The organism is Glutamicibacter sp. Je.9.36, from assembly GCF_051129975.1.
GTDB lineage: Bacteria > Actinomycetota > Actinomycetes > Actinomycetales > Micrococcaceae > Glutamicibacter.
Map to the genome: position 1 here is coordinate 198,127 of NZ_JBCPSN010000002.1, position 24,960 is coordinate 223,086.

A 24,960-nucleotide genomic window follows, 5' to 3' on the forward strand; every position below is an offset into this window, starting at 1 on the left:
AAGGGGATAGGCCAAGCCATGAGTGTTTTTGGACGCAAATTACCGCGGATCGCAGGCGCTGGGCTGCTGCTTGCCAGCGCGCTGGCCGGCTGCGCAGCACAGGTTCCCGATGAGATCAACGCCCAGTGGACGCTGCTGGACCCTGCCGGGGTGAACTCATCGAGCACCAGCCTCGAGCTCGGGGTCATGCGGCTTGCCTGTTCCTCCGGGGTCACCGGCGAGGTGACCGCCACCCAGGTGGAGCTGTCCAATGACCAGATCGCCATCGGGATCGTGGTTGAACCGCTGGACGGCGAAGCGCACACCTGCCAGGGCAACGAGACCGCGCCCTACACGCTGGAACTGCAGGAGCCGGTGGGGGACCGCACCCTCATCGATGCCTCCTGCCTCGAAGGCGAGGGGCACAAGGCTCCTGGGTGCAGCGACAGCGGGATCCGCTGGACTCCGCCGGCCAACGGCAGCTGAAAGAAAACTGCATTAAGCAGGGAACCGCGCGGCAACTGGAATATTCCAGCTGCCGCGCGGTTCCCTTGTTTCCCGCAGCTACTTCGGGAGGCCGCCTGGCGTGTGGTCGGCCTGGTCGAGCAGCGCATCCTCGATGGCTTCATCGGTCGGCGTGCCGTCACGGCGGAACTTCTTATCCGGCTTGGCGCGAATCTTGCGCACCTTGTGCAGCGGCTCGTCCAGGCCCAGCGCCTCGGCTTCGGCTTGCTCGGCGGCATCCTCGGCGTTCAGCTTCTTCTGCTGGCGAGCGGCGTACCAGAAGCCGATGAAGGCCAGCACGCCAAAGATGTACCACTGGATCTCGTAGGAAAGGTGCGGACCTTCGTCCATATCCGGAGCGTCCAGCTGCAGTGGCGCAGTGGCCGGGGCCGGATCCTCTTCGTACATCAGGCCGTAGGCGCCCTGGGCGATCTCATAGTCCAGGAGCTTGGCGTAGTCCTCGAGCTGGATCGAAGCCAATTGGCCCTCCGGGGCGCCGCGGTCCAAGCGGATTTCCGATGGCTTCAAGCGCACATCCACGGTGACTTCTCCGGCAGGCGGCGCTGGAACCGCGTCCGGGTGGCCGTCTTCCTGGTTGCCGATCGGCAGGTAGCCGCGGTTCACGACGACAGTTGCGCCCTCGGTGGTCCTGAACGGCACCAGCACCTCGTAGCCGGGGTTGCCGGCCTTAATGCGGTTGCGCACGATCATGGTATCCGCGGGGAGGTATTGGCCTTTCAGCTGCGCGGTCATCCAGGTCTTTTCCTCGTCCAGGTCCTGGAAATTTTCCAGGGCCTGCGTGCCGGTGACCGGCTCCGCGAAGTAGTTGCGGTTGACCCGTTCGATGCCCTCGAGGACATCGGCGCGGCGGTCGGCTTGCCAATTGCCCAAGCCAATGCACGCGGCGGCGAAGATCGCCACCAGAATGAGCCAGCCGACCCACCGGGTACTGGCTAGAAAACGATACATCTACTTGCTTTCTCCTTCATTGCCCGGCATCGGCAGCGTTTCCTTGTAGAGCAGGCGTTCCTTCAGGTACGTTTCGAGCCAGTCGCGATGCTCTTCGCAGGCCAGCCAGATTTTGCGCCGGTCCGGGGTGTGGATCTTCGGATTATTCCACAGCAGCTGGTGGCTGGCGGCGTTGCGGCAGCCCTTTCGCGAGCACTGGATTTCGGCGGCGGCAGGGGAGCCGCCGAGCGAACCTAGCAGATCCACTAGTCCTCCTTGGGAGCAGTTGTTGGCTGTTGCACCGGTTCAGCTTCTTCGGCGAAGCTTCCGTCGATCACTTCTGGCTCCGGTGCCTGCTGCGCGGCCGGCGCGGTTTCGTCCGGTGCGGCGATAGCCTGGGCGCCGGGAGCCTTGTAGAACTCGGCGGGCGGTTCGCGTTTGGTCAGATCCGCCCCGCCGTTGGCGATCACCACTGCGATATAGGGAAGGATAATTGCGCCCGCGAGCAAGACCCAGCGCAGCCAGCCATCGAAGAAGAAAGCGAGAACGAAGCAGATCAGGCGCACGGTCATGGAAATCGTGTATTTGCGCACACGTGAATCGCGCTCGGTGGTATGGGACTCGCGCGCTTCGGTAATGCGGTGAACTTCCGGTTGGCTGGAACCGTGATTCGTGGGCTGTGGGGACATGTAAAAGACTTCGCTTCGCAGTACGGGATCTGCTCCCATTGTCTCACCTGCGGCACGAAGAGTGTAATTTCTACGCGCTGTCGAAGCGGTAAAACTGGGTAGTAACTAATAGGATTGTTCACGGAGTAGCTACTTAACTAGGCAAAGTGCGCTTTTCGGCTGGCCCTTGGAGAGATTTACCATGCCAGGACAGCGAGCGCATGAACGGAGAAATACATTGACTACGGAACCAACCACTGGCCGCAGTGTCCTCGTGACCGGCGGCAACCGCGGCATCGGACTTGCTATTGCGCGCGCATTCGAAGCCAACGGCGACAAAGTGGCCATTACCTACCGCAGCGGCGAGGTTCCCGCCGGACTGCTCGGTGTCAAGGCCGATGTCACCGACGGCGAATCGATCGACGCGGCCTTCAAGGAAGTTGAAGCGGCCCACGGTCCGGTTGAAGTCCTCGTCGCCAATGCCGGGGTCACCAAGGACACCCTGCTGCTGCGCATGAGCGAAGACGACTTCACCTCGGTGATCGACACCAACCTCACCGGCGCCTTCCGCGTGATCAAGCGCGCGTCCAAGGGCATGATCCGGCTCAAGCGCGGCCGTGTTGTGCTGATTTCCTCGGTCGTCGGCCTTTACGGCTCGCCAGGGCAGATCAACTACGCGGCGTCCAAGGCCGGCCTGGTGGGCATCGCCCGCTCGCTGACCCGTGAACTGGGCTCACGCGGCATCACCGCCAACGTTGTGGCTCCGGGCTTCATCAACACCGAGATGACCGCAGTGCTGCCAGAGGACACCCAGAAGGAATACCTCTCCAGCATTCCGGCCAACCGCTTTGCTGAGTCTGAAGAGGTTGCCAACGTGGTCCGCTGGATCGCCAGCGACGAAGCAGGCTACATCTCCGGTGCCGTGATCCCGGTTGATGGCGGCCTGGGCATGGGCCACTAGAAGATTTAAGCAAGAAATCCAAAGGAGTACCACCATGAGTGAATTCAAAGGTGCCGTTGTAACCGGTTCCTCGCGCGGCATCGGTGCGGTGACCGCGCAGCTGCTGGCCGAGCAGGGCGTTGGCGTAGTGGTCAACTACCGCGCCAAGGCCCCGCGCGCCAACAAGATTGTTGCCGCTATTGAAGAAAAGGGCGGCAAGGCCGTTGCCGTGGGCGCCGACCTGACCACCGTTGAGGGTCCGCAGGCTCTGGTTGACGCGGCCGTTGAGAACTTCGGTTCGCTGGATGTCGTCGTGCTCAACGCTTCGGGCGGCATGGAAACCTCCATGGGCGAAAACTATGCGCTGCGCCTGAACCGCGACGCGCAGGTGGCCATGCTGGAAGCCGCGCTGCCCCAGCTGAGCGAAGGCGGCCGCGTGGTCTTCGTCACCAGCCACCAGGCGCACTTCATCAACGAAGTAACCACCATGGATGCCTACGACGCTGTGGCCAAGTCCAAGCGCGCCGGCGAAGATGCACTGCGTGAAATGATCCCGAAGCTGGCCGAGAAGAACATCACCTTCGTGGTGGTCTCCGGTGACATGATCGAAGGCACCATCACCGCAACCCTGCTCAACCGCATGGAGCCAGGTGCTATCGACGCCCGCCGCGAAGCTGCCGGCAAGCTGTACTCCGTCGAGGAGTTCGGCGCCGAGGTAGCCAAGATGGTCTTCGCCGACGTCGAGACCGGCCACACCGAGCTGGTTGGCGGCGCAGGCGACTTCCTGGAGCAGTCGGGCAAGTAAGCCCCCGCAGCAGCGCGCATCAGCTGGCGGCAGTTACCCCGTGCCGGGGTTCCGACCGCCAGCTTTTCCGTGCCTGGGGCAAAATGCGCCGGGTTAAGCGAAATCGCCGGGCACCTCCGAAAGGGAGGCGCCCGGCGATTTCGCTTGGATCAGTCCTTGGGCTTGTCGCCGCAGACGATCTTGTGCCATGGGCTGTAGGTCCAGCTCTTGGTTTCAGCTGGCAGCTTCTTGGAACCATCGAAGGCTTCCCGGTAGCGGGTGATATCGATGCTGAAGCCCTTCTTGCCACCAGATTCCGAGACGCACTTTTCGGCCGGGTTGTACTTGGTTTCGGGGTTGGTCTGGTTGTACTTGCCCGAGCTCTTCTGCGAGACGTCCCAGTACTTGGTGGACCACAGGCGGGTATTGACCTTGTCGCCCGAAACCCAGGCCTGGATCATCACGCCGTAGGGGGTGTTGTTCTCCCAGATCATGTCGATCTGGCCTTCCCACAAGGTGGCTTCGCGTCCTGCGGGGTAGCGCTCGAACCAGCGCGAATGCGGCTTGTGGGTGATGTCGTCGTATCCGGCCAGGAAGCCGACGTTGTACATCTGGGTGGAGATCTGCGAGAGTCCGCCGCCTACGGCTTCGGTGCTGAAGCCGCTTTCCACGACCCCGGAGCTGTAGTAGCCGTTGGCCACGGTGATCGGGCCCAAGGCCTGCAGCAGCGAGAAGCGTTCGCCGGGCTTGATGATATCGCCATTGACGCGCGCCGAACCGGCATGCAGGTTCTTGGTGCGCACGGTATCGGAAGCCGGGTAGGGAGTGGAGAAGGTGACGATCGGTTCCTTGATGCCGAGCTTCTTCGCATCTGCGGTGGTGAAGTCGGCTTCCTTCTCGGTCATCTCAACTTCGGCAGTGCGGTTCTTGGCAGCGGTGGCGGCCAGGACCTTGGCGCCCAGGCCCTTGGTCTCCAGCGAGATGCCCTTGGAGGACTTGATGATGGACGGCTTGCCGTCCTTCAAGACGATCTGCGCATCCTTGGCAGTGCTGGAAAGGTCGGAATTCTTCGTCGCAGCCTTGTAGAGCTTCTCGTCATCCAATGCGATCGCTGGGGCGCCATCCTTGGGCGCGTACTTTGCCGCCGCGGCAATCGACGCGGCCGAGATGGACGCCTTCTTGTCATCCGATGCCAGGATGACCTCGTCCTTCAGCAGCGCCTTGACGTCCTTGTCGTAGAACGCCTGCAGGGCGTCGGCAGAGATCGCCGGCTTGCTGACCTCAGCAGGAAGGTCGATCGCCGCGCCGGCAATTTCCCATTCCTCGCTGATCAGTGTGGCGGCTTCTTCGGTCTTCAGCGCTACGCCGTCGACGGGCTTGGTCAGCTTCGAGGTGCCATCCTTGAAATCGATGGTTCCTTCGGCGACCTCGGCATTGGCCTTCTTGGCCAGCGCTTCAAGCTGCGCGCCCAGTTTTTCCTGATCCACGTCTACCGCTGGGGTGACGTGGAATTCGCCGGTGAGCCGCTCGTAGAGCTTGACCGGGTTGATTTCGTAGGAAGTCAGTTCGTTGATGGTTTCATCAACGTTCAGTTCCAGGCCGGCCTTGGCCGGATCCAGGGTGTACTTTTCACCGTTGACGGTGACATCCATTGGCTTTTCAGCCAGGGGGAGTACCTCGCGTTCCAATTCGGCGCGAGCCTGGTCCTTGTTCATGGATCCGATGTTCACGCCCGCAATTGACGCGTTGGCTGGAACCTGGGAACTGACATAGGCGGCTCCGCCGAAATATGCTGCGGCTACGGCTGCAACACAAGAACCGGTAATGATCCAAGGCTTGGCCTTGCTCTTCGGCTTCTTCTTGTCTTGCGCGGAGTGCGTAGGCGTAGTTGAGGAACTGTCCGGGGAGGGGGTCTGCACTGGTCTGGTAGCTCTTTCGAAAGCGATAGGGGCTACGCGCGCGGCTAGGACTCATGCCGCCAGCCGTTAAACGCGTCAATAGAAATACTAACCGCTGGAACAACCGATCAAGTTACCGAAAGCCGCTATCGGCAGAATTGTTATGCAGTTGTTGGATTCCGCTAAGCCAAATCATTGAGTACTAGGTCGGCGATGACGTCCAGGCGCGAGAAGTCCAGGCGCACGTCCGCCTCATCACGCAGGGCAGGCTTCGCATTGAAAGCCACGCCCAAACCCGCGGCAGCAACCATGGCCAGATCATTGGCGCCGTCACCGGCGGCGACGGTCGCCGTCATCGGGATGTGATGTTCCTCGGCCCAGGCGCGCAGCTTCGTTTCCTTCATGCCGCGATCGACGATCTGGCCGTGAACGGTTCCGTCAAGAATTCCTTCGGAAATGCCCAAGGTGTTAGCCAGCGCATGGTCCAGGCCCAGATGGGCAGCCAGCGGATCCAGGATCTGCTGGAACCCGCCGGAAACTACGCCGACCTTGTGCCCAGCCGCGTGGAACCGCTTGACCAGGGCTTCGGCGCCGTCCGAGAGGACAATGCGCTGGCCTACCTCGGCAAGGACAGTATCTGGCAGATCCTTCAAGGTAGCTACTCGCTGGATCAAGGACTGGGCGAAATCCAGTTCACCGCGCATCGCGGCTTCGGTCACCGCAGCCACTTCTTCTTCCCGTCCAGCGTGAGCGGCGAGCAGTTCGATGACTTCCTGCTTGATCAAGGTGGAATCGACATCCATCAGCAAGAGCAGCTGCGGAGCATCGACGAGTTCGGCCGGTACCACCGCTACGCACATGTCCGCGTATTCCAGTGCGCCGTCGGCGACCTGCGCATCGACGAATGCCGCAGCGGCCTGCTGCAGCTTGGCCTGATCGGCCTGTTCAAGGCGGAACTTGGCGACCAGCCGCTCTTCGCTGGCTTTGATCTGGCTTTCGTCCGCGGCGGGAATGAGCCCGGCGGCGGCCGCTTGCTGCAATACAGCGTTGAAGTCGGTGCGGGAGAAAGCGGGGCGGGATGCGAAAACCAATGATGAAGCCATGCAACCATTTTTCATTGCTTCGGTGTTTACGACCAAACATGACGTGTTGGCGCAAAGTTGCTGACCAGGCCTGGGGGAGCGAACTAGTATTGCCGTTGGACGCAATACAGGTCAATCCGGCGATCTCAGGCCCCGTTCGGCATTTCCAATTAGTGAAACAGGGGCGAAAAGTCTAATCTTGAATACCATGAGCGAAGTGCTAACTTTCAAAGATGTCAGCGTTGTACGCGGGCGAAAAGACCTGCTCAAGGACGTGTCCTGGGAAGTCAAAGAAGGACAGCGGTGGATTGTGATCGGCCCCAATGGCGCCGGCAAGTCGACCTTGATGAACATTGCGGCCACCCGGCTGCACCCAACCCGCGGTACCGCGGATATCCTTGGCGAACGCTTGGGCAAGGTGTCGGTCTTCGATCTGCGTCCGTTGATCGGCCTGAGCTCAGCCCTGGTGGCCAACTCCATTCCAGCCAACGAAACCGCGCTGAACGTAGTACTCACCGCGGCTTACGGCATGACCGGTCGCTGGCGCGAGAAGTACGAGAAGCTCGATGAGCGCCGTGCTTTCCATCTGCTGCACAACTGGGGCATGTCCACCTTCATGAACCAGCCTTTCGGCAAGCTTTCCGAAGGCGAGCGCAAGCGCGTGCTGATCGCTCGTGCCTTGATGACCGATCCCGAACTGCTGATCCTCGATGAGCCTGCAGCAGGCTTGGACCTTGCCGGACGCGAAGACCTGGTTGGCAAGCTGGCGGAATTGGCAGCCGACGAGGATGCCCCGGCGCTGGTTCTGGTAACCCACCACCTTGAAGAGGTGCCAGCGGGATTCACCCACATCTTGATGATGCGCGACGGCGAAGTTGTCGCTGCCGGCGAGATCGAATCCACGCTGAACGAAGCGAACCTGGAAGCAACCTACGGCATGCCGCTGAGCCTGCGCCGTGAAGGTGGACGCTACTCTGCTTTCGCACGCAGCTAACAGCAATAACTAAAGGGGAAAATTCCACGTGATCGAATTTTGGCGCGAAGCCCTGGTCTTCATTGGCGGACTGTGGGCCGGAACTATCAACACCGTCGTCGGTTCGGGCACGTTGGTCACTTTCCCCATTCTCGTGGCGTTGGGCATGGCTCCGGTGAATGCCGTTGTCTCCAACGCCATGGGTCTGGTTGCTGGTGGCTTCTCCGGTGCCTGGGGGTACCGTCGAGAAGCTGCCAGCGTCAAGAAGACGCTGCTCAAACTCGTGCCGGTTTCACTGGTCGGCGGGTTGATCGGTTCCTTGCTCCTCCTGAACCTGCCGGAGTCCGTCTTCGGCATCGTTGCGCCGGTGCTGCTGGTTTGCGCGCTGGTGCTGGTGATCTTCCAGCCCCGTCTTGCCAAGTGGGCGAAGACCCGGCAGGCCGCTTCCGGCGGCACCGACCCGGATGATGCCGATCGCGCCCAGATTCCAATGGTCCTCTACATCCTGGTGTTCATCATCGGTGTCTACGGCGGCTACTTCACCGCCGCGCAGGGAGTCCTGCTGATGGCGGTATTCGGTGTGTTCTTGCAAGCATCCTTGCAGCAGTCCAATGCAATCAAGGTCATCCTCTCCTTGATCGTGAATCTCGTGGCGGCCGCGATGTACCTGATCATTGCGCCGGAACGCATCAATTGGCTCATCGTTCTGCTTATCGCTGTCGGCTCGCTGATCGGCGGATTTGCCGGCGCCAAGATTGGCCGCAAGCTCTCACCTGGGCTGCTGCGCCTGGTCATCGTCATCCTGGGCCTGGTCGCCCTGGGCAACATGCTCTACAAGTTGGTGTAGCTTCGTGGCTGAAATTCTCAACCCTGAACGGATCCTGCCGGTAGCGGATCTGGCTGATTCCCGCCTCGACGAGTACCTCCGGCTCTCCGAAGCGAACCTGCGCATGCGCAGCGACGTGGAAAACGGCCTTTACATTGCCGAGAGCACCAAAGTGGTTCAGCGTGCGATCAACGCGGGACACGTGCCGCGCAGCTTCTTGCTCGCCGAAAAGCATCTGGACCAGCTAACCGAGGAGTTCAACCGTTTCCCGGACGCACCGATTTTCATTGGAGATGATCGGCAGCTGCAGGATCTGGTCGGCTTCCACTTGCACCGCGGCGCCATGGCAGCGATGAATCGTCCCGAACCGCTGGATCTGGACGAGGTGCTTGAAGCCAGTTCGCGCGTTGCCATCTTGGAAGACATCGCCGATCATACGAACCTCGGCGCAATTATTCGTTCGGCTTCAGGGCTCGGCGTTGACGCTGTGCTGCTCACCCCCAAATGCGTGGACCCCTGGTACCGACGCAGCGCCCGCGTTTCTATGGGGACGGTCTTCGACCTTCCCTGGGTACGCATGCTGTCGTGGCCAGAGGACATCCAGACCTTGAAGAAGCATGGCTACGAGATGCTCGCCATGGAACTGACCGATGACGCGATCCCGCTAAACGAAGTAGAGATCAAGTCTGGCCAGAAGGTCGCCATGATCTTGGGCAACGAAGGCAGGGGAGTTACCGATGAAGCTCTGGCCGCCGTTGACCGGACAGTGATCATCCCTATGTACCGCGAAGTGGATTCCCTGAATGTTGGTGCCGCTAGCGCAATTGCATTCTGGCATTTGTGCTCCGCGCCACGCTAAGAAGGTTTCAGCCGCCGCCGCTTTTGCGATAGGATGGACTGTCTGTGCATTGAGGTCTCTTCATGGAGCCCTGAATGCGGGACACAATTTCCGAGTAAGTAGCTACTGGCAAAATCCAGTGGCCATAAACAAAAAAGGTGTATAGCTATGAAGGCTGATATCCATCCACAGTACGGCCCAGTTGTCTTCAACGACCTGGCATCCGGCGAGAAGATCCTGACCCGTTCGACCGCTAAGTCGGACAAGACCATCGAATGGGAAGATGGCAACACCTACCCAGTAATCGACGTCGAAATCTCGGCAGCTTCGCACCCGTTCTACACCGGCAAGCAGCGCATCATGGACACCGCTGGTCGTGTCGAGCGCTTCAACGCCCGCTTCAAGGGCTTCGGCGGCAAGAAGTAATACTTCGCCCCTAGCAAGCTTTCGCGGCGTGTTTCCAATTCTTGGAAACACGCCGCTGCTGCTTTAACGGGACACCTGTCCATCAGTGACTGAAAAATGTGGGTGATGTCCCAAAAAAGGTGTACAGATGTCGCGAGGAAGTGGATTCATCTACGTCCTCCCCAGCCTTTTCGGATGCCATTGCCGTCTCCCCAGCTGAAGTGCTGGCCGTAAACCGCTGGCCCGATCGGTTCCTCCGCCCGGGGTTTCGGCTTGGGTTTTTCTGCCCAATGATGTCGCTGCACGAACGACCAAGGATCTTTGGGGTTCTCGGCGTATCGATACAAATGCCAGCGCACCAGCGCCATGGAATGCTGCGGTGTCAGCCCTCGGTGCAGCCGTAGCTGTTCCTTGATTCCGGCGTTGATGCCACCTTCCAAGGGACTTGTGGTCTTGGGCAGCAGCTCTCCGGGCTGAGCGAGGTCAAGCCATTGGAACAGGTGGTCTTTCTTGAGCAGGTCATGCAATAGCCGCTCAGTGCGACGCAGCCCGATATGCGTGTACCACCAGGTCTGGTGCGGCTTGACTCGGGTGGGCCTGGACGCGGTGCGGTCCTTCGCGTAGGTGCGTTCCTTGAGCGTCACTTCGTGCATGGACTGCCAGTGGATGAACTGCTCGGACCAGTTCGCCGCTTCGTCTTTCGTACTGACTTTCATCAGTGCACGGGTGAGTGCAAGGAGCTGTTGACCTGGGACGGTGCGTGGATTCAAGGTCAGATGCTTGACCATGGACTGGCGGATGTGGAAGTAGCAACGCTGGATTTTGGTGTCGGGCCAGAGCGCGGTGAGCACGGATTCCAGGGCGCCGTTGCCGTCGATGAGCGCAATTTGTGGTGGGGTCATGCCTTGGAGCAGGTGGGTCCATGACGCGATCTTTTCACGGTCGCAGAATTGCCAGTCGATGATGTGCTTTCCGTTGAACGCGGTCAGTGCGCAGTAGCCGTTGAAGTAGGTGCCATCGAGCATGAGGTATCGATGTTGCTCGCCGGTTTGTTCCAGGTGTGGCTGGACTTGCCAGCACCATGCTGTGGTGCGGTGAAAGGTGCTGCGCGGGGTTCCCAGTTCGGCGATGCTTTGTTTTCCGGTGGCCCATCGGTGGAAACTGGTGAACTGTTTCTTGGCGGTGATGTCGGGGCGGGAAACGGTGGTGGACGCGCCGCAGTTCTTGCATCGCCAGCGGGTGCGTCCGGCACTGTTTTTGCCGTTCTTGACGAGCTTGTTTCCGCATACATCACAGCGGGGTTGATTTGCAATTGTTGCCACGGTACATGCTTTCAAAGCATGTGTTCGTGGTGTTGTTCCTAGTGGTTATATGTTTTTGGTGGGTTCTGTACACCTTTTTTGGGACTTAACCCAAAAATGTTTTCACGGAACCGTCTAAGAGGTCTCGTTTTTCGCGCCACGATGCGCATCACGGCATCTTGGCAGTTGCCTGGATGCGCCAGTGACTGAAAAATATTGTCAGCAGCGTTCGCCCCAGCGTCTTCCGGCGCAATAGCCGTCGGGGCGGCAGGAGATGACTGAAAAGTGTTCTCACTTAACTGACTAAGAGGATTCCTTTTTTCGCGCCACGATGCGCAAGGGGCATTTTGGTAGTCGACTCGATGCGCCAGTGACTGAAAATTATTGTCAGCAGCGTTCGCCCAGCGTCTTTCGGCACAATAGTTGTCGGGGTGGCCGGAGACGACTGAAAAATATTTTCATGGAACTGTCGAAGAGGTTTCGTTTTTCGCGCCGCGATACGCATCGGGCATTTTGGCAGTTGCCTGGAGGCGCCATTGACTGAAAAATATTGTCAGTAGCGTTTGCCCAGAGCTTTTCGGCGCAATAGCCGTCGGGGCTTCCCGTGGTGGCTGAATAAAGATTCGCTGACTCGTCGAAGCAGACCTCCTGGCCGCACGGCTCCAAGCAACAGGCTTTATCGCCGTTGCGTGAATGGTGTTATTGGTGGTGTGGAGGTGCTGGTGACTGAAAAATTCTGTCACCCAAAATCCGGTCAATCGGGATAGCGTCCTCAGCCTGTTTCCTTCTGGCCGTCATCTGGCGGCGATTCAGGACCGGGATCCTGGTCTGGAATTTCGACGCGAGGTTTGAGCCCAAGTACCCTGCGTACTTCTGCCGTGAGTCGAATATGCGGCAAAGGAATGACCTTAGGGCGCTCTGGGCAATGATCATTTACATGATCAAATTGGTCCACACGCTTTACGCTTTCCGGAATAACGAGTGCGCTCAGCCCGTGCGGAGTCACCCACATCTTGGATCCGTCAGGTCGCGGAACGACTTTCCAGCCCAATGCATGCTTGAACATTTGATGCTGCTTGCACAGCAGATGCGTATTGTCCCTGGTCGTATGCCCTCCGTGAGCCCAGCCATTTATATGGTCAATCTCGGAGCGGTCAGCTGGACGGCGACAGCCGGGGAAGCAGCAATGCTCATCGCGGTGCCGTAACAGATCCTTGAGGCTCTGTGAGGGCCGGTAGCGCCTGCGCTCGACATCTATCGCGGCGCCAGTCCATGGATCGGTCAGCACGCGCTGGAACGAAGGCGCATCCTTTGCCAACGCCAATGCGACCCCCAGTGGGATGGGGCCGTAGCCTTCCAAGTCAGCCACGGTCCTTGTAGGATCCGCCAGCATTTCCACCGCGGGAATCGTGATGGATACCCGTGGCTTGAGGGGCGTGCCTTCCCGGTCCGGCCAGCCGTTGAGGATGATGTCTGCAAAGGCGTCCGCTTCTATTTGCTCCCGGGTACGGGGATCCTGAGGATCGTTATGCTGATCAGCTAGCCACTTCACGGAGTTCTTGATGGAATGAATCACTGCGGCACTGTTGTAGTACTTGAGGGTGGACATGCCATTTTCGTTATCCCATAGCGTGAGCTTGCGATTCTTTTCAGACTTCTTGTGCCTTTGTTCGGCGGCCTCCGGGCACATCCGGTCATGGAACCGGCGTGCGCGTTGGTATATCGCGTCATCAGACGCAGTCTTCGCCATGGGCAACAGCACGCGTTGCATCTGCGTGATTTGTTCGGGGAGCAAGTCCTGCGAATGCTTCACGATGTCATGCGCTGCCTTGGGCGTGATCTCTCCTGCAGCCAGAGCCGTGAGAGTTTCCTTGCAGGCGTAGCGAAGACCCTTGGCATAGAACATCCGCTTGCCTACCATTCGAGGGGTCTCACGCAGCGCGACAGCCGCTTCTGCGATGAAGTTGGAGTTGATGACCTGGTCACTGCCGCGGTCAACGCCATAGTATTGAGCACTTTTCCGAGCTTCGCGTTCCTCCTCCTCGGTAGTGGTCCCCTCGGTGGCGATCATATCGGCAAATGATTCACTGACTTGTTCTACTGAATCGGCCAGCAGCACAGATGTCATTGCATCGAGGGTGCTCTGGATGCGCTGGATCTTCTTCAGCCGTTCGAGGGCGTCGCCGGGGCCATTGAGCGGGCCCGCGTCGTAGAGCTCATCTGCCAATTGCTTCAGCGGACCATGGAACAGGTGATGTTCGAGATGGTCGCTGAATAACGAATCCTTGTGGGATTCTGTGCGAGTGCCAGCTGGGAGTAACGGTAGACGATGTTCATCATCGTCGTCATGGATGAAATCGGGTATAGCCATAGTTAATTATCCTGCCGGCAACAGACAGTTTGGCCCGGAAATCCGCGGAATGTGGAAGTATTCTCGAATATTTATTCGATTGTTATCCCGGGTCGAATTTTGCCACTGCGAACCACCGAATCCGGGGGGCGCGTGGATTCGACTAGTGGGTGGCCGGGGATAGAATGAAACCATGAAGCATCATGGTGAATACAAGGTAGTCGGTGGCAAATTAGTCGTTGTAGATCTGGATACTTCCGATGGCGTGATCACCGAAGTGTCATTGAATGGCGACTTCTTCCTGGAACCAGATGATGCACTCGATGACTTGAACGATGCGCTACGCGGTTTGCCAGCGGACGCCAGCCACAGCACCATGCGCAATGCGGTAACCGACAATCTGCGTGAAGGCGCAGTGATGTTCGGTTTTGACGAAGACGCCATCGCGCGCGTCGTCCGCCGCGCGCTGGGACACGCCACCAAGTGGGAAGACCACGAGTGGGAAGTCCTGGGCCCGGAGATCATTCCAATCACGGAGCAAGTGGCGCTGGATGAGGTGCTGACCCGGCAAATCGCCAAGGGGACCCGTAAGCCGACCATCCGCTTCTGGGACTGGAGCGAAGGCGCCGTCGTGATCGGCTCCTTCCAGTCGCTGAAGAACGAAGTGGATATGGAGCAAGCCGAAAAGCACGGCATCCAGGTGGTTCGCCGCATTTCCGGAGGCGGCGCGATGTTCATGGAAGCTGGCAACTGCATTACCTACTCGCTCTACGCTCCAGAATCCCTGGTGGACGGCATGAGCTTTGCCGATTCCTACCCGTACCTGGACGCCTGGGTGATGGAAGCGCTGGAAAGCATCGGCCTGGAAGCGTACTACAAGCCGCTGAACGACATCGCGACCCCTGCCGGCAAGATCGGCGGCGCAGCGCAAAAGCGCCTGGCCAACGGTGCGATGCTGCACCACGTCACGATGAGCTACGACATCGACGCGGAGAAGATGACCCAGGTGCTGCGCATTGGCCGGGAGAAGATCTCCGACAAGGGGATCACCTCAGCGGTCAAGCGTGTTGATCCCCTGAAGTCGCAGACAAAGCTGGATCGCATGGAGATCATCAACGTCATGATGGACACCTTCGCCAAGCGCACCGGGGCCAAGCCGGCACAGCTGGATGCCGAATCCCGTCTGGCGGCGAAGGAATTGGCCGAGGCCAAATTCGCTACCGCGCAATGGACTGCGCGGGTTCCGTAGCGAGCCAAGATCCAAGGGCCTGTTCTCGATCAAGTTCGAGGCCAGGCCCTTGTTTGGCTTAAGGCCATGGTGCTGTGGCCCTGCCATCGCCGCTGCGCCGGCCGCGTGCTGCGGCACGGAAAAGCCGGCCCGCTGCGTGGATAAGCAGCGGGCCGGCCTTCGGAGGGCCAGCGCCTAGCGGCTGGTGCGGCTGTAGGCCTGGGCCTTCAGCGAGCGTTCCAGTTCTGCGCGTTCCTCGAGCAGGATGCGCTTGAGGGCGGCCGGTGCGCTCTCATGGCGTTCCAGCCATGCGGTAGCGGTAGCCAGTGCATGGTTCTGCTCGATGGCGCCCTGGAGATCCTGGTGCCCTGGATACAGCCCCTCGATCACGCGCGTGGCGAATTCCATGCCCATGGTCTCGAAGACCGGCAGGATCGCGGCCCAGTAGCGTTCCTCGAACGGTGCCAGCAGGGCGGAGGAACCCATGGTGAAGCCCAGTGCGGTGGCCGAGAGGGCATCGTTGGACAGCTCTCCATGCTCATCGCGCGCCATCAGCACGGTGTCGAAAGCGGTGTCCTTGGCCTGCGGATCCGGGCGCGCCGCCAGCGCGGTGCGGACCGAGTTCTGCGCCACGCTGGTGGGGTTGGCCTTGGCCGCTTCGTGCATGGACGCCTCGGCGGCCTCGTCGAGCCGGCCGGAAGCGGCCAGCGCGATGTAGGAACCCCACAGCAGCTGCTCATCGACGGTGACCTGGTAGGCATTGGGCTGCTCGCCCAGGAAGGCGTCGAGCACCTCCGGAGCCACGCCGGCACGGGCCAGGCGAACCAGGGTGCGCGCGGTGGTGGTCTGCTGGTCTCCGCCGGCCTCGAACCGGGTGAGCCACCCGGTGAGGGTTGCGGCGGCCTTATGGCGCAGCTCCGCGCGCAGCTCGGGGGCAACGTACTTGGAGATCGAGGTGGCCAGCTGGTCGGTGAGCACCCCGAAGACGCCCGCGTCGGTGACGGCGTGCGCGTGATCGAGGATCGCCTGCACGTAGCTTTGCGCATCCAAGGTGGCCGAACGCACCGCGTCCCACAGCGACGCCCAGCAGGTGGCGCGGGGCAGCGAGTCGCCCAGGCCCGAGAGGTGGCCGAGCAAGGTGGCACGCGAAACCGGGTCGAATTCGATCAGCGCATAGGTCTCATCGCCGTCGTTGGGCAGCAGCAGATCCGGGATCCGGCGTCCGACCAGGAAGTCCAGGGCCGCCGATTCGCCGGAGAGCTCCACGTCCACCGAGTCGGTGCGCACCAGCTGGCTCCCGTCCAGCTGGTAGGCGCCGACCGAAAGCACATGCGGGCGGGCGATCTTCTGCCCGGTGACCGGATCGGTGCCCGACTGGATCAGCGATGCCGCGGTGATGGTGCCGCCGGCGTCGGTGGTGTACTCGACGTGCAGCTTCGGCACGCCGCTGGTCTTCAGCCAGGCATCCGCCCACTGGCCCATATCGCGGCCGCTGGCCGCTTCGAGCGCTTCGAGGAAGTCATCCAGCGAGGTATTGCCGTAGGCGTGCTTGCGGAAGTAGGCGCGGGCGGCGTCGCGGAAGGCCTCGGCGCCGACAAAGGCGGCCAGCTGCTTGAGCACGCTGGCGCCCTTGGCGTAGGTGATGCCATCGAAATTCTGGTCCGCGGCCAGCAGGTCCGGGATGTCGGCCACGATGGGGTGGGTGGTGGGCATCTGGTCGGCCACGTAGGCCCAGGCCTTGCGGCGCGCCGCGAAGGTGGTCCACGCGGTGGTGAAGTCGGTGGCTTCGTCATTGGCCAGGGTGCCGATGTAGTCGGCGAAGGATTCCTTGAGCCACAGGTCATCCCACCACTTCATAGTGACCAGGTCGCCGAACCACATGTGCGCCATTTCGTGCATCAGGGTGTTGCCGCGCTGCTCGTACTGGCCTTCGGTGGCATGCGAGGTGAAGACGTAGCGTTCGGTGAAGGTGACCAGGCCCGGGTTTTCCATGGCGCCGAGGTTGTACTCCGGCACGAACGCCGAGTCGTACTTGCCCCACGGGTAGGGGTAGTCGAACAGCTGGTGGTAGTAGTCCAGGCCCTGGCTGGTCAGCTTGATGATCTCGTCGCCGTCGAAGTGTTCGGCCAGCGAGGCGCGGCAGGTGGCGGCCATCTCGATGCTCAGCTCTTCGCCGTCCTCCAGCCGCTGGAGGTGCTCGCCGCGCGCCACGTGGTACGGTCCGGCCAGCACCGCGGTGATGTAGCTGGAAATCGGGGGAGTCGGGGCGCAGGCCACGGTCTTGGTGCCGTCATCGTGCAGTACCTCATCGACGATCGGCTGGTTGCTGGCCAGGTGCCAGGAGGCTGGGCCGGTGAGGGTGAAGCGGTAGCTGGTCTTCAGGTCGGGCTGCTCGAAGCAGGCGAAGACCCGGCGTGCCTCGGAAGGCTCGAACTGGGTGTAGAGGTAGGTTTGCCCATCCTGCGGATCCACGAAGCGGTGCAGCCCCTCGCCGGAGCGCGAGTAGATCGCCCGCCCGCTGATCTTCACGGTGTTCGGCACGTCGGTGCGCAGCTGGTCGAGGTAGATGCGTGCATCGAGCACTGCGGATTCCAGGTCGATCGCGGTGCCGTTGACCAGTACCTCGTCCACGGATTCGTGGATGAAGTCGATGAAGGCTGCCGGATCCTTGGAGCTGAAGTTCAGCGTGGTGATCGAGCTGAAGCTGGTGGCTGTGCGATCGGTGGCATTGGAAAGATCGAGCTGGACCTCGGCGAAGTGCCATTCGATATTCCGTGCGCGCCAGGCCGCTTCGTCGCGCCTGAGGTTTTCATTGGGTGCATAGCGTTGAAGTGTGTCCACCACCCCAGCTTAGCTGTGAAAGGAATGCTTTAGGGTTCTTTTGCTAAACTTCCCGGCTCGCCAGCAGGGCGCGAATCCCATGGAAGTGCTCGGAGATCAGCTGCCGGGCGGTTTCCACATCCTTGGCGCGTACCGCGTCGAGGATATCGCGGTGGTCCTGGGCGGTCTTGGCCGGCTGGGTGATTTCCAGATCGGAGTCGATCGCATCGTAGATGGTGCGGTAGACATCCCAGAACACTCCGAGCAGGTTGGTCAGCAGCTGGTTGCCCAGCGGCTCGAAGAGGATGCGGTGGAAGGCCTTGTCCTGCTCGACGAAGGTCTCCTCGCGCGCCGCGTGCTGCTCCATCTGGATTACGCACTGCTCCAGGGCCTCCAGGTGCTCGTCGGTGACCGCGCGGATGGCCAGGCCGATCAGGCCGGTTTCCAGCGCCTGGCGGACGTCGACCAGCTCGCTGGCCTCATGGCCATGGTGGCGCAGCGACATCTGCCCGCGGAAGGCCAGGGAGTCATGCAGGGCGTTGAGGTTTTCCTGGGCCACGAACATGCCGAAACCGTGGCGGGTGTCGATGATGCCCAGGGCCTGGAGCACCTTGATCGCCTCGCGCAGGGAGTTGCGCCCCACACCCAGCTCGGCCATGAGTTCCTGCTCGGTGGGCAGCGGGTCCCCGGGCAGCAATCCGCGTTCCAGGATCAGCGCGGTGATGTCATTGGTCAGCGCGCGCAGGCGGGCACGGGCATCTGATCGGCGGGCTGGCATCGTGCTCAACGGATCCTGCTTTCCTCGGCGGTCGGAGAAGTTCATGTGACGCAGTTGACCATGCGGCGTGACGTCCACTACAGTCTAGACCATAGATCGGACATCCTACGTCCTACAACACTCACTCATTTTCCTGGAGGTGGCAAGAATGGCTTTGAACGAAGTAGCCAACAAGCCCTTTGCACGACGAGATTTCCTGAAGATCACCGGCATGGTTGGCGCTGCTGCGGCATTCTCGGCCAGCCTGGCCGCCTGCTCCCCAGGAGCCAGCGGCGGCGCGGGCAGCACCGCAGCTGCCGGCACGGGCACCATCGAGGCAGGCATTTCCTACGCCCTGTCCACCGGTTTCGACCCGATGACCTCCTCCGGTGCGACGCCGTTCGCCGCCAACATGCACATCTTCGAGGGCCTGGTGGACCTGCACCCGGCCACCCGCGAACCCTACCTGGCGCTGGCCGCGGCAGAACCGAAGCAGATTGACGACACCAGCTGGGAAATCACCCTGCGCGACGGGGCCACCTTCCACAACGGGGAAGCGGTCACCATCCAGGACGTCGTCTACTCCTTCGAGCGGGTGCTGGACACCGGCAACGCCTCGCTGTTCGCCCAGTTCATCCCCTTCATCAAGTCGGTGAAGGCCAAGGACGAGAAGACCGTGGCGTTCACCCTGAACTACGCCTTCCCGCTGTTCCCGACCCGCATCTCGGTGGTCAAGATCGTGCCGAAGGCCGTGGCTTCCAAGGACCAGGCTGCCTTCGACGCCGCGCCGATCGGCACCGGCCCGTACAAGCTGGTCTCGGCCACCAAGGACGACAAGATCGTCTTCGAGAAGTTCGAGGACTACAACGGCAAATACCCGGCGACCGCCAGCGGCATGACCTGGTTCCTGCTCTCCGACGCGGCCGCCCGCGTGACCGCCATGGAATCGGGCCGCGTGCAGGCCATCGAGGACGTGCCGTACCTCGACATGGACCGCCTGGCCTCGAAGGCCACGGTGAAGAGCGCCGATTCCTTCGGCCTGCTGTTCCTGATGTTCAACTGCGCCAAGAAGCCATTCGACAACGCCCTGGTCCGCCAGGCATTGCACTACGGCCTGGACACCGAGTCGATCATCAGCACCGCGCTGCTGGGCAACGCCAAGGCCGCCAGCTCCTATGTGCAAGAAAGCCACCCGCAGTACATCAAGGCGGACACGGTCTACGGCTACGACGCCCAGAAGGCCGAGGCGCTGCTGGCCGAAGCCGGCGTGGACAAGCTGGAATTCGAGCTGCTGACCACCGACACCTCGTGGGTCAAGGACATCGCCCCGCTGATCCTCGAATCCTGGAACAAGATCCCGGGCGTGAAGGTCACCATGAAGAACCTGCAGTCCGGCGCGCTGTACACCGACAACGTGGACAGCGGCACCTTCTCGGTGGTGGCCGCCCCGGGCGACCCATCGGTCTTCGGCAACGACCTGGACCTGCTGATGAGCTGGTTCTACCGCGGCGATGTCTGGCCGAAGAACCGCTTCCGCTGGAACGATACGCCCGAATACAGGCAGCTGCAGAAGCAGCTGGACGCGGCCATCCAGACCGATGATTCGAACAAGGCCATGGCGGCGTGGGGCAAGGCGATCAACATCGTCGCCGACCAGGCCCCGCTCTACCCGGTGCTCCACCGCCAGCTGCCATCGGCCTGGGACGAAAACGCGCTGGAAGGCTTCGCGCCGCTGCCAACCACCGGCATCTCCTTTGTCGGCGTGAACCGCAAGGCCTAGCCGGCCCCGGCCCCGCGCAGCAGGCCGGGAGGCACGGCACCCACGCCGTGCCTCCCGGCCCGCCCAGCGCAATGACCTGCACACTTCGATACTCGACGGAGCTACTCCATGGGGAATTTCCTCAACCTGCTCTTACGCCGCCTGGCCGCGCTGCCGGTGATGGTCCTTGGCATCTCCGCCATGGTCTTCATCATCATGAAGCTGGCCCCGGGCGATGAAGCCACCTCCGCGCTGGGCGAGGGCGCCTCCGAGGCCGCCAAAGAGGCCTACCGCGAGGAACGCGGCCTGAACGACGCGCTGGTGGTCCAGTACATCAGCTTCATCGGCCGGCTCATCCGCCTGGACTTCGGCCTGACCACCCCGCCAGCCCAATCGGTCTCCCAAATGATCGCCGGCGCATTCCCGCTGACCTTGCAGCTGACCTTCCTGGGCGTAGTCATCGCCGTGGTCATCTCGCTGGCCTTCGGCCTGCTCGGTGCACTGTACCGCGATGGCTGGCCGGACCAGCTGGTCCGCATCTTCTCCATCGCGGCGATCGCCACCCCGTCCTTCTGGCTGGGCATCCTGCTCATCCAGTGGTTCGCCCTGGGTTCCAGCCCGCTGTTCCCCTCCGGGGGAGCGGCCCCCGAAGGATCGGGCCCGGGCACCTGGCTGCTGCACATGGCGCTGCCGGCCCTGGCCCTGGCCATCCCGGTCTCCGCTTCGCTCACCCGCGTGGTGCGCACCTCGATGGTCGAGGAACTGGACCGCGACTACGTGCGCACCGCCATCGGCAACGGCGTGCCGCGCGGCGAAGTGATCTCCAAGAACGTGCTGCGCAACGCCCTGGTCACCCCGGTGACCGTGCTCGGGCTGCGCATCGGCTACCTGCTGGGCGGTGCGGTGGTCATCGAGATGATCTTCTCCCTGCCCGGCATGGGACAGCTGATCATGAACGGCATTACCAACAAGGACACCAACCTGGTCCAGGGCGTCACGCTGACCATCGCGATCACCTTCGTGCTCGTGAACATCATCGTCGACTTGCTCTACCTGCTGATCAACCCGCGAATTAGGACGGTGTAGGGATGAGCATCATGGCCCCACGCAACAACCTCGTGAACCGCCTTTCCGAGTCCGGCGCCCGATTCAAGGCGCTGCCGGCAGGCTCCAAAATCGCCTTGGCCTTCCTGCTGGCCATCGCCGCGGTGGCCCTCTTCGCCCCGCTGATCGCCCCGCATGACCCGCTGGCCACCGGAATCCCGGCGCAGAAGCCGAGCGCCGAGCACTTCTTCGGCACCGACCGGCTGGGCCGCGACATCTACTCGCGCCTGCTCTTCGGCGCCCAAGCCTCGCTGCTGGTCGGCCTAGGGTCGGTAGCGCTGGCACTGGTCATGGGCGGGCTGCTCGGCGCGCTGGCCGCCACCAGCGCCAAGTGGGCCAATGAGACGATCATGCGCATCATGGACATGGTGATGGCCTTCCCGGGCATCGCCCTGGCCGCCGCGCTGCTGGCTTCGCTGGGCAACACCTTGCCGGTGATCATCTTGTCCATTGCGATCATCTACACCCCGCAGATCGCCCGGGTGGTCCGTGCCAACGTGCTGGCCCAATGGGGCGAGGACTACGTGCGCGCCGAACGCGTGATCGGCGCCGGGCGCTTCTACATCCTGGGCACCCACGTGCTGCGCAACTGCGCGGCCCCGGTGATGGTCTTCGCCACCGTGATGGTGGCCGACGCCATCATCCTCGAAGCATCCCTGTCCTTCCTCGGTGCAGGCATCCAGGACCCGGCCCCGAGCTGGGGCAACGTGATCTCCTACGGCCGCACCCTGGTGCTCAACGGCGCGTGGTGGGCGACCACCTTCGCCGGCCTGGTGATCCTGCTGACCGTGCTGGCGCTGAACATGCTGGCCGAAGGCATGACCGATGCGCTGGTGAACACCAAGGGCTCGGCCAGGAAGCAGGCGAAGAAGAACGGCGAGCCGGCGCTGGCCAAGGCCAAGGCGGCCGCGGACCCGCAGGCCGCCGAGCGGCTGCGCGGGGAACTGGACCTGCTGGCAGCGGCCGAGGCCCAGCGCACCGACCGCCTGGTGCTCGATACCTCCCAGGGCGCGCCGCGCACCATCCTGGAGGTCAAGAACCTGTCCATCCGCTTCCCGGAGCGCTACGGGGACACCCCGATCGTGCAGGACGTCTCCTTCGCGGTGCGCGAGGGCGAAACCATGGCGCTGGTGGGCGAATCCGGCTGCGGCAAGTCCATCACCTCGCTGGCCATCATGGGCCTGTTGCCGGGGAGCGCCCAGCTCTCCGGTTCCATCACCTTCGAGGGCAGGGAACTGCTGCCGGCTACCTCCGATGGCGGCACCCGGGCCGGGGACGACAAGGTCTACAAGGGCCTGCGCGGCGAGCAGATCGCCATGGTCTACCAGGACGCGCTGTCCAGCCTGAACCCCTCGATGCTCATCGGCGACCAGCTGCGCCAGCTCACCCGCCGCGGCGGGCGCAAGACCCCCGAGGAACTGCTCGCCCTGGTCAAGCTGGATGCCAAGCGCACCCTGCGCTCCTACCCGCATGAGCTCTCCGGCGGCCAGCGCCAGCGCGTGCTGATCGCCATGGCCCTCTCGCGCAGCCCCAAGCTGGTGGTCTGCGACGAGCCGACCACCGCGCTGGATGTCACCGTGCAGAAGCAAGTGGTCGACCTGCTCAACGAGCTGCGCGAGCAGCTGGGCTTCGCGATGGTCTTCGTCTCCCACGACCTGGCACTGGTGGCCTCGCTGGCCCACCGGGTCACCGTGATGTACGCCGGCCAGGTGGTGGAGTCCGGTCCGATCAGCGAAGTGCTCTCGGACCCGCATCACGAATACACCCAGGGCCTGCTCGGCGCGGTGCTCTCCATCGAGTCCAAGGCCGAACGCCTGCACCAGATCCCGGGCACCGTCCCCAGCCCGTATGATTTCGCCGCCGGCGACCGCTTCGCCGAGCGTTCGCAGCGTGCCGGCGCCGACCCGGACCAGCACCTGTCCTTCGTCCCGGTGGACGCCGGCAGCGAGCACCGCTGGGCCAGCCACCAGGGCAATGGCAGCCACCTTCAAGGAGCCACCAAATGAGCAACGCGATCATCGAGCTGCAGGATATCCACGTGCACCACAGGATCCGCGGCGGCAAGCTGTTCTCCCCGCGCCTGATCAAGGCCGTCAACGGGGTGGACTTCGCGGTGCACCGCGGGCAGACCGTGGGCATCGTGGGCGAATCCGGTTGCGGCAAGTCCACCCTGGCCTCGGTGCTGGTGGGACTGCAGGAACCCACCAGCGGGCAGGTGCTGTTCAACGGCAAGCCGGTGGGCAAGCGCAACGCCGCGGGCCGCAAGGAGTTCGGGCGCAGCGTGGGCGTAGTCTTCCAGGACCCGGCCACCGCGCTGAATCCGCGCATGCCGATCATGGACACGCTCACCGACCCGCTGCGCGTGCATGGCATCGGCAGCGATGCTTCGCGCAAGGCCAAGGCGCTGGAACTGCTTGAGGTGGTGGGCCTGCCGGCTTCGGCGGCCTCGGCCCTGCCCAGCCAGGTCTCCGGCGGCCAGCGCCAGCGCGTGGCCATCGCCAGGGCGCTGGCCCTGGAACCTGCGGTGATCGTGGCCGATGAGCCCACCAGCGCGCTGGATGTCTCGGTGCGGGCGCAGGTGCTGAACCTGCTCACCGACCTGAAATCCGAGCTGAATCTGGGCATGGTGTTCATCTCCCACGATATCCAGACCGTGCGCTATGTTTCGGACACCATCTGCGTGATGAACTCCGGGCAAATCGTCGAGCGCGGCGATGCCGCACAGGTGTTCGACGCGCCCACCAATGACTACACCCGCACCCTGCTGGGTGCTGCCCCGGCACTGCTGGAGCACTAACCATTCGCCGCACTTGCGGCACCTAGAGAAAGACCGAATTCCCGTGGCTTACACGAACAACCCGAAGTACTCCGGCGTCATCCCGCCGGTCATCACCCCGCGCACCGCCGATGGCGCCATTGACGCCGCCGGCCTGGATGCCGTGGTGGAACACCTGATCGACGGGGGAGTGGCCGGCCTGTTCGTGCTCGGTTCCTCCGGCGAGGTGCCCTACCTGGCCACTGCCGAACGCGACGCGGTACTCGCCCGGATCGTGGCCGCCAACGCCGGCCGCGTGCCGGTCCTGGTCGGTGCCAGCGAGCAGACCACCGCCCGCGTCATCGACGAGGGCCAGCGGCTGATCGCCCTGGGCGCCGACGCGCTGGTGGTGACCACCCCGTTCTATGCCATCTCCAACGGCCCGGAGATCGAAGCGCACTTCACCGCCATCCACGACGCCCTGCAGGTCGACATCTTCGCCTACGACGTGCCGGTGCGCACCCACCACAAGCTGCCGCTGGATGTGGCCATCCGGCTGGCGCAGTCCGGCGCCATCGTGGGCGTGAAGGACTCCTCGGGCGACGACGTGTCCTTCCGCCAGCTGCTGCTGGCCACCAAGGACATCGAAGGCTTCTCGGTGTTCACCGGCCATGAGGTCGTCGTCGACGGGGCACTGCTGGGCGGAGCCCACGGCGTGGTCCCGGGCCTGGGCAACGTGGACCCAGCTGGCTACCGCCGCCTGTTCGACCTGGCCGTGGCCGGCGACTGGGCCGGCGCCGCGGCCGAGCAGGACCGCCTGGCCCGCGTCTTCGACATCGTCTACACCCCGGATGCTTCCCGGGTGTCGCCAGGGGCTGCGGGCCTGGGCGCCTTCAAGACCGCCCTGGTGGAACTGGGCATCATCGCCACTAACGCCATGAGCGCCCCGATGGCGTCGCTGGATGCCTCCGAGGCCGCCGCGATCCGCGGGATCCTTGCCGAAACCGGCCTGCTGCCGGTGGCCGCCAAGTAGGCCCTGGC

22 protein-coding genes are annotated in these 24,960 nt (G+C 62.5%); 13 read left to right on the forward strand and 9 right to left on the reverse strand.

Going from position 1 to position 24,960, the window contains the following annotated elements:
- Window positions 1-18: 18 nt before the first annotated feature.
- A complete protein-coding gene (locus tag AAZQ98_RS05260; protein ID WP_434690364.1) occupies window positions 19-465 on the forward strand; it encodes a hypothetical protein in 447 nt (148 codons plus the stop codon).
- A 78-nt stretch (window positions 466-543) separates the two neighbouring features.
- Here the strand turns inward: AAZQ98_RS05260 and AAZQ98_RS05265 are convergent, their stop codons facing one another.
- The 3 genes from AAZQ98_RS05265 to AAZQ98_RS05275 are packed head-to-tail and all read right to left on the reverse strand — an operon-like array spanning window position 544 to window position 2,120.
- Window positions 544-1,452 (reverse strand): SURF1 family cytochrome oxidase biogenesis protein, encoded by a 909-nt coding sequence (locus tag AAZQ98_RS05265; protein ID WP_434690366.1) that lies wholly within the window; start codon window positions 1,450-1,452, stop codon window positions 544-546.
- Window positions 1,453-1,698 (reverse strand): acetone carboxylase, encoded by a 246-nt coding sequence (locus tag AAZQ98_RS05270; protein WP_105657794.1) that lies wholly within the window; start codon window positions 1,696-1,698, stop codon window positions 1,453-1,455. It lies immediately after the preceding gene.
- Window positions 1,698-2,120 carry a DUF3099 domain-containing protein gene (locus AAZQ98_RS05275; protein WP_133833403.1) on the reverse strand — a complete coding sequence of 141 codons (423 nt, stop codon included), beginning with the start codon at window positions 2,118-2,120 and terminating at the stop codon, window positions 1,698-1,700. The genes AAZQ98_RS05270 and AAZQ98_RS05275 overlap by 1 nt, the downstream gene beginning before the upstream one ends.
- Window positions 2,121-2,301: 181 nt before the next feature.
- Here AAZQ98_RS05275 and AAZQ98_RS05280 point away from each other — a divergent pair, with 181 nt between their 5' ends.
- Both AAZQ98_RS05280 and AAZQ98_RS05285 read left to right on the forward strand, forming a co-directional pair.
- On the forward strand, window positions 2,302-3,060 hold the full coding sequence (locus AAZQ98_RS05280; RefSeq protein WP_434690370.1) for a beta-ketoacyl-ACP reductase: 759 nt from the start codon (window positions 2,302-2,304) through the stop codon (window positions 3,058-3,060).
- A 34-nt stretch (window positions 3,061-3,094) separates the two neighbouring features.
- Window positions 3,095-3,844 carry an SDR family oxidoreductase gene (locus tag AAZQ98_RS05285; protein ID WP_105661240.1) on the forward strand — a complete coding sequence of 250 codons (750 nt, stop codon included), beginning with the start codon at window positions 3,095-3,097 and terminating at the stop codon, window positions 3,842-3,844.
- A gap of 149 nt (window positions 3,845-3,993) precedes the next feature.
- Here AAZQ98_RS05285 and AAZQ98_RS05290 read toward each other — a convergent pair whose 3' ends face one another.
- Both AAZQ98_RS05290 and serB read right to left on the reverse strand, forming a co-directional pair.
- Window positions 3,994-5,742, reverse strand: coding sequence for a VanW family protein (locus AAZQ98_RS05290; protein WP_434690373.1), 1,749 nt, complete (start codon window positions 5,740-5,742; stop codon window positions 3,994-3,996).
- A gap of 161 nt (window positions 5,743-5,903) precedes the next feature.
- A complete protein-coding gene (serB, locus tag AAZQ98_RS05295; protein ID WP_434690374.1) occupies window positions 5,904-6,824 on the reverse strand; it encodes a phosphoserine phosphatase SerB in 921 nt (306 codons plus the stop codon).
- 187 nt (window positions 6,825-7,011) lie between these two features.
- On the opposite strand from serB, the gene AAZQ98_RS05300 reads away from it, so the two are divergent.
- From AAZQ98_RS05300 to AAZQ98_RS05315, 4 genes are all read left to right on the forward strand, one after another.
- Window positions 7,012-7,797 carry an ABC transporter ATP-binding protein gene (locus AAZQ98_RS05300; protein ID WP_105657799.1) on the forward strand — a complete coding sequence of 262 codons (786 nt, stop codon included), beginning with the start codon at window positions 7,012-7,014 and terminating at the stop codon, window positions 7,795-7,797.
- Window positions 7,798-7,825: 28 nt separating this feature from the next.
- Window positions 7,826-8,623 (forward strand): sulfite exporter TauE/SafE family protein, encoded by a 798-nt coding sequence (locus AAZQ98_RS05305; protein WP_434690377.1) that lies wholly within the window; start codon window positions 7,826-7,828, stop codon window positions 8,621-8,623.
- A 4-nt stretch (window positions 8,624-8,627) separates the two neighbouring features.
- A complete protein-coding gene (locus AAZQ98_RS05310) occupies window positions 8,628-9,461 on the forward strand; it encodes a TrmH family RNA methyltransferase (protein ID WP_434690380.1) in 834 nt (277 codons plus the stop codon).
- Between the two features lie 147 nt (window positions 9,462-9,608).
- Window positions 9,609-9,866, forward strand: a complete 258-nt coding sequence (locus tag AAZQ98_RS05315; protein ID WP_013348950.1) for a type B 50S ribosomal protein L31 — start codon at window positions 9,609-9,611, stop codon at window positions 9,864-9,866.
- Window positions 9,867-10,012: 146 nt separating this feature from the next.
- Here AAZQ98_RS05315 and AAZQ98_RS05320 read toward each other — a convergent pair whose 3' ends face one another.
- Together AAZQ98_RS05320 and AAZQ98_RS05325 are read right to left on the reverse strand one after the other, a co-directional pair.
- Window positions 10,013-11,167 carry an IS1249 family transposase gene (locus AAZQ98_RS05320; RefSeq protein ID WP_434690382.1) on the reverse strand — a complete coding sequence of 385 codons (1,155 nt, stop codon included), beginning with the start codon at window positions 11,165-11,167 and terminating at the stop codon, window positions 10,013-10,015.
- 751 nt (window positions 11,168-11,918) lie between these two features.
- Window positions 11,919-13,517 (reverse strand): DUF222 domain-containing protein, encoded by a 1,599-nt coding sequence (locus AAZQ98_RS05325; protein ID WP_434690383.1) that lies wholly within the window; start codon window positions 13,515-13,517, stop codon window positions 11,919-11,921.
- Between the two features lie 172 nt (window positions 13,518-13,689).
- On the opposite strand from AAZQ98_RS05325, the gene AAZQ98_RS05330 reads away from it, so the two are divergent.
- Window positions 13,690-14,745, forward strand: coding sequence for a lipoate--protein ligase family protein (locus AAZQ98_RS05330; RefSeq protein ID WP_434690386.1), 1,056 nt, complete (start codon window positions 13,690-13,692; stop codon window positions 14,743-14,745).
- Between the two features lie 174 nt (window positions 14,746-14,919).
- On the opposite strand, the gene pepN is transcribed toward AAZQ98_RS05330, so the two are convergent.
- Together pepN and AAZQ98_RS05340 are read right to left on the reverse strand one after the other, a co-directional pair.
- A complete protein-coding gene (pepN, locus tag AAZQ98_RS05335) occupies window positions 14,920-17,565 on the reverse strand; it encodes an aminopeptidase N (RefSeq protein WP_434690389.1) in 2,646 nt (881 codons plus the stop codon).
- 43 nt (window positions 17,566-17,608) lie between these two features.
- The gene (locus AAZQ98_RS05340) at window positions 17,609-18,367 is read right to left on the reverse strand and encodes a FadR/GntR family transcriptional regulator (RefSeq protein ID WP_434690392.1); all 759 of its coding nucleotides are present in this window, start codon (window positions 18,365-18,367) and stop codon (window positions 17,609-17,611) included.
- A 103-nt stretch (window positions 18,368-18,470) separates the two neighbouring features.
- Between AAZQ98_RS05340 and AAZQ98_RS05345 the strand changes: the two genes are divergently transcribed.
- The 5 genes from AAZQ98_RS05345 to AAZQ98_RS05365 all read left to right on the forward strand — a co-directional run bounded on the left by AAZQ98_RS05345 (window position 18,471) and on the right by AAZQ98_RS05365 (window position 24,952).
- Window positions 18,471-20,081, forward strand: a complete 1,611-nt coding sequence (locus AAZQ98_RS05345; protein WP_434690394.1) for an ABC transporter substrate-binding protein — start codon at window positions 18,471-18,473, stop codon at window positions 20,079-20,081.
- Between the two features lie 108 nt (window positions 20,082-20,189).
- The gene (locus AAZQ98_RS05350; RefSeq protein ID WP_332488901.1) at window positions 20,190-21,146 is read left to right on the forward strand and encodes an ABC transporter permease; all 957 of its coding nucleotides are present in this window, start codon (window positions 20,190-20,192) and stop codon (window positions 21,144-21,146) included.
- A gap of 2 nt (window positions 21,147-21,148) precedes the next feature.
- Window positions 21,149-23,170, forward strand: a complete 2,022-nt coding sequence (locus AAZQ98_RS05355) for a dipeptide/oligopeptide/nickel ABC transporter permease/ATP-binding protein (RefSeq protein ID WP_434690396.1) — start codon at window positions 21,149-21,151, stop codon at window positions 23,168-23,170.
- The gene (locus tag AAZQ98_RS05360) at window positions 23,167-23,961 is read left to right on the forward strand and encodes an ABC transporter ATP-binding protein (protein WP_332488897.1); all 795 of its coding nucleotides are present in this window, start codon (window positions 23,167-23,169) and stop codon (window positions 23,959-23,961) included. Before AAZQ98_RS05355 ends, AAZQ98_RS05360 begins: the two co-directional genes overlap by 4 nt.
- 43 nt (window positions 23,962-24,004) lie before the next feature.
- A complete protein-coding gene (locus AAZQ98_RS05365; RefSeq protein WP_434690398.1) occupies window positions 24,005-24,952 on the forward strand; it encodes a dihydrodipicolinate synthase family protein in 948 nt (315 codons plus the stop codon).
- Window positions 24,953-24,960 lie beyond the last annotated feature (8 nt).